We start from the raw sequence: 4277 nt of genomic DNA, 5'->3' as shown, positions 1-4277 counted from the left end.
CACCGCCGGCCGCCGCGCCCGCACGCGTCCCCCGCAGGTCCAGCTTGACCGGGACGAGTAGCGCCTGCCGGGCTCCCAGGGCGGCGTCGAACAGGTCCATGCCCTCCTGCGGCGTTATCGCGAGGACACCGCCGCGGCTCATGCGCGCCTGGTCCGCCCCGCCCAGGTGGGCGGTCATGCCGCTGGTCTGCTCCCACAGGCCCCAGGCCAGCGACACCCCGGGCAGGCCCGCCGCCCGGCGACCGGCCACCGCCGCGTCAAGGAACGCGTTCGCGGCCGCGTAGTTGCCCTGCCCGGCGGCCCCGAAGGTCCCGGACGCGGAGGAGAAGACGACGAACGCGTCGAGCTCCATGTCCCGGGTCAGCTCGTCCAGGTGCCGCACCGCGTCGACCTTCGGCGCGAACACGGCGGCGAGCCGGTCCGGGGTCAGCGCCTCGATCACACCGTCGTCCAGCACGCCCGCCGTGTGCACCACGCCGGTCAGCCGGCCGGGCACCGATGCCAGCAGCGCCGCCGCCTGCTCCCGGTCGGACACATCGCAGGCCACCATCGAGACCTCCGCGCCCTCCCCGGTGAGGTCGGCGACCAGTTCCTCCGCACCCTCGGCGGCCGGACCCCGCCTGCTGGCCAGGACGAGACGCCGCACGCCGTGGCGGGACACCAGATGCCGGGCGACCAAGGCGCCCAGCGACCCGGTGCCACCCGTGACCAGGACCGTCCCCTCCGGGCCGAACACGGCGGGCGAATCCGGGGCCTGATCGGTGACGCGGGCGAGCCGGGGGGCCGACAGGGCGGTGTCCCGGACGGCGACCTGGGGTTCACCGCAGGCCAGCACGGAACCCAGCACCGGCTCCACGCCACCGCCGGCGGCCGGATCGAGGTCCAGCAGGACGATCCGGTCCGGGTTCTCGGCCTGCGCGGCACGCACGAGTCCCCACACCGCCGCACCCGCGGGATCCGTCACCGTGCCCGCACCGGCGGGCACCGCGCCGCGGGTCACGACCACCAGGCGTGACTCCTCCGCCCCGGCGGCGGTCAGCCACGCCTGCACGACCTCCAGCACCCGGCACGTCAGCACCAGCGCCGCGTGCGAGCCGTCCCCGCCCACCGCCTCCAGGACCGCCACCGCGGGCACGTCCCCGCCCAGGGCCGCCACGTCGCCCGCGGTGGCCACCGGCGCCCACGGCGGCGAGGTCTCTCCCTGAACCGGCGGCAGTTCGGTCCAGTCCACCCTGAACAGCGCATCGCGGGTCGCCGCCGCGTCCAGTTGCTCAGCGGACACCGGCCGGGACACCAGTGATTCCACCGTCACCACGGGGCCACCGGTCTCGTCCGCCGCCTCCAGGGACAAGGCGGCGGGTCCGCCGGGCACCAGGCGCACCCGCAGCGCCGATGCGCCCGCGGCATGCAGCACCAGCCCGTTCCAGGCGAACGGCAGCACCGGCCGCCCGGGCTCCTCCTCCGGCGTGGCAGCGGCGCCGAGCATGCCCGCGTGCAGGCCGGCGTCCAGCAGCGCGGGGTGCAGGCCGAACCCGGCGGCGTCCGCGCGGTCGTCCTCGGGCAGCGCGACCTCGGCGAAGATCTCCTCGCCGCGCCGCCACACCGCCCGCAGCCCCTGGAATACCGGCCCGTACGCGTAGCCGCGGTCGACCAGTCCGGTGTAGAAGTCCCCCACCTCGACCCGCTGTCCACCGGGCGGCGGCCACGCGGTGAAGTCGTACCCGAGGCCCCGCGCCGGCGGCGTGGCCGACAGGAGTCCGGTGGCGTGCCGCGTCCACGCCTCCGTCTCGTCGTCGGGCTGGGAGTACACGTCCACGGTCCGGGAACCGTTCTGCCCCGGGCCGCCCACCGCGACCTGCACCCGCACCCCGCCATGCTCGGGTACGACCAGCGGCGCCTCGATCACCAGCTCGTCCAGCACCGGGCAGCCGGCCTCGTCACCGGCGCGCACGGCCAGTTCCACCAGCCCGGTGCCGGCGACGAGCACCACCCCGCCGATGGCGTGGTCGGCGAGCCAGGGGTGCGTGCGCAACGACAGGCGGGACGTGAACACCAGCCCGGCGGAGTCCGGCAGCCGCACCACCGCCCCCAGCAGCGGGTGGTCGGCGGCCGCCTGCCCGAGCGACGCCGCGTCGGCCGGGGCGCCGGTGGCGTGGAGCCAGTAGTTCCGGTGGTCGAAGGCGTACGTCGGCAGGTCCACCCAGCCTGTCACGGCCGGCAGGGCGGCGCCCCAGTCCACGGCCGCACCGCGCACGAACAGCTCGGCGACCGAAGCGATCAGGGTCTGTTCTTCCGGGCGGCCGTCGCGCAGGGCCGCGAAACAGGTCGCCTCGGCGCCGGCGGCGGTGGCGGTCTCCTCGACCAGGGCGGTCAGGGCGGCGCCGGGGCCCAGTTCCAGGAACAGCGCGGCGCCGTGCTGCACCGCGGCCGCGATCCCGTCGGCGAACCGGACCGGCCGCCGCACGTGCTCGGCCCAGTACCGCGGATCGGCGAGCGCACCGGGTTCGGCCGGCCGCCCGGTCACGTTGGAGATCACCGGGATTTCCGGCCGCCGCCATGTCACGCCGGTCAGCTCCGCGGCGAAGCCGGCCAGCATCGCCTCCATCTGGACCGAATGGAAGGCGTGCGAGACCGCCAGCCGCTTCGTCTTGCGGCCCCGTTCCCGCAGCCGGCCGGCCGCCGCGAGGACGGCGTCGTGGTCGCCGGAGAGCACCACGGCGGCCGGGCCGTTGACCGCGGCGAGCTCCACGCCCTCGCCCAGCAGCCCGGCGACCTCCTCCTCGCCGGCGGCCACCGCGACCATCGCCCCGCCCGGCGGCAGCGCCTGCATCAGCCGGCCGCGGGCCGCGACGATCCGCGCCGCATCCCGCAACGACAGCGCCCCCGCGGCGTAGGCGGCGGTGATCTCGCCGACCGAGTGGCCGATCACCACGTCCGGCCGCACGCCCCAGGACGCCACCAGCCGGAACAGCGCGCTCTCCACCGCGAACAGCCCCGCCTGCGTGAACACGGTCTGGTCGAGCAGTACGGCGCTACCGCCCACCCTGCCCAGCACCACGTCCCGGACGGGGTGGTCGACCCGGCCGGCGAGGCAGGCGTCCAGCTCCGCGCAGGCCTCATCGAACGCCTCCGCGAACAGCGGGTACCGGTCGTACAGCTCCCGGCCCATCCCGACCCGCTGCGCGCCCTGGCCGGGGAACACCATCGCGACCGAGCCCGGCGCGTCCGCGCCGCCGGTCACGACACCGGGCGCGGTCTCGCCCCGCGCGAGCGCACGCAACCCGGTGAGCGCCTCCTCGCCCGTGCCGGCCACGACGACCGCACGCTCGGCCAGCACCGCACGGTGTGCGACCAGGGCGGCGGCCACGCGCGCCGGCGGCGCCTCACCGGACTCGACGAACGAGGCGAGCCGATCCGCCTGGGCCGCGAGGGAGGCGGCGCTCGCGGCCGACACGACCAGCGGCACGGTACCCGCGGGCGCCGGCTCGCCGGGGTCCTGCTCCGTGTCCGCCGGCGGCGCCTCCTCGAGGATCAGGTGCGCGTTGGTTCCGCTGATGCCGAACGCGGAAACGCCGGCCCGGCGCGGACGTCCGTCGGCCGGCCAGTCGCGGGCCTCGGTCAGCAGCTCGACCGCGCCCGCCGACCAGTCCACCTGCGGTGTCGGCTCCCGCACGTGCAGGGTGGGCGGCATGACGCCGTGCCGCAGCGCCTGCACCATCTTGATCACACCGGCCACCCCGGCCGCGGCCTGCGCGTGCCCGATGTTCGACTTGACCGACCCCAGCCACAACGGCTTCCCGGGGTCCCGCTGCCCATAGGTGGCCAGCAGCGCCTGCGCCTCGATCGGGTCACCGAGAGCCGTGCCGGTCCCGTGGGCCTCCACAACGTCCACATCGGACGGAACCAGCCCGGCACCGGCCAGCGCCTTGCGGATCACCCGCTGCTGCGACGGACCGTTCGGCGCCGTCAGGCCGTTGGACGCGCCGTCCTGGTTCACCGCGCTGCCGCGCAGCACAGCCAAGATCCGGTGCCCGCGCTCCCGCGCCACCGACAGCCGCTCAAGGACCACCACACCGACGCCCTCGGCCCAGCCGGTCCCGTCGGCCGTCGAGGAAAACGCCTTGGACCTCCCGTCGGGGGCCAGAACACGCTGCCGGGAGAACGCCACGAAGGTGCCGGGCGTCGGCATCACCGTCGCGCCGCCGGCCAGCGCCATCGAGCACTCGCCCTGCCGCAGCGCCTGCGCGGCAAGATGAATGGCCACCAGCGACGACGAG

Annotated in this window: 1 protein-coding gene; it reads right to left on the bottom strand. The window is 76.1% G+C overall.

The features are described from left to right. A partial coding sequence (locus tag AF1_RS32040; RefSeq protein WP_303621263.1) for a type I polyketide synthase occupies nt 1-4264 on the bottom strand: 4264 nt, incomplete at its 3' end. Nucleotides 4265-4277 lie beyond the last annotated feature (13 nt).

Origin of the sequence: Actinomadura formosensis NBRC 14204, assembly GCF_001552155.1 — a bacterium.
GTDB lineage: Bacteria > Actinomycetota > Actinomycetes > Streptosporangiales > Streptosporangiaceae > Spirillospora > Spirillospora formosensis.
The sequence above is the reverse complement of the archived record's forward strand: the minus strand, read 5'-3'. Positions and strand labels throughout refer to the sequence as shown.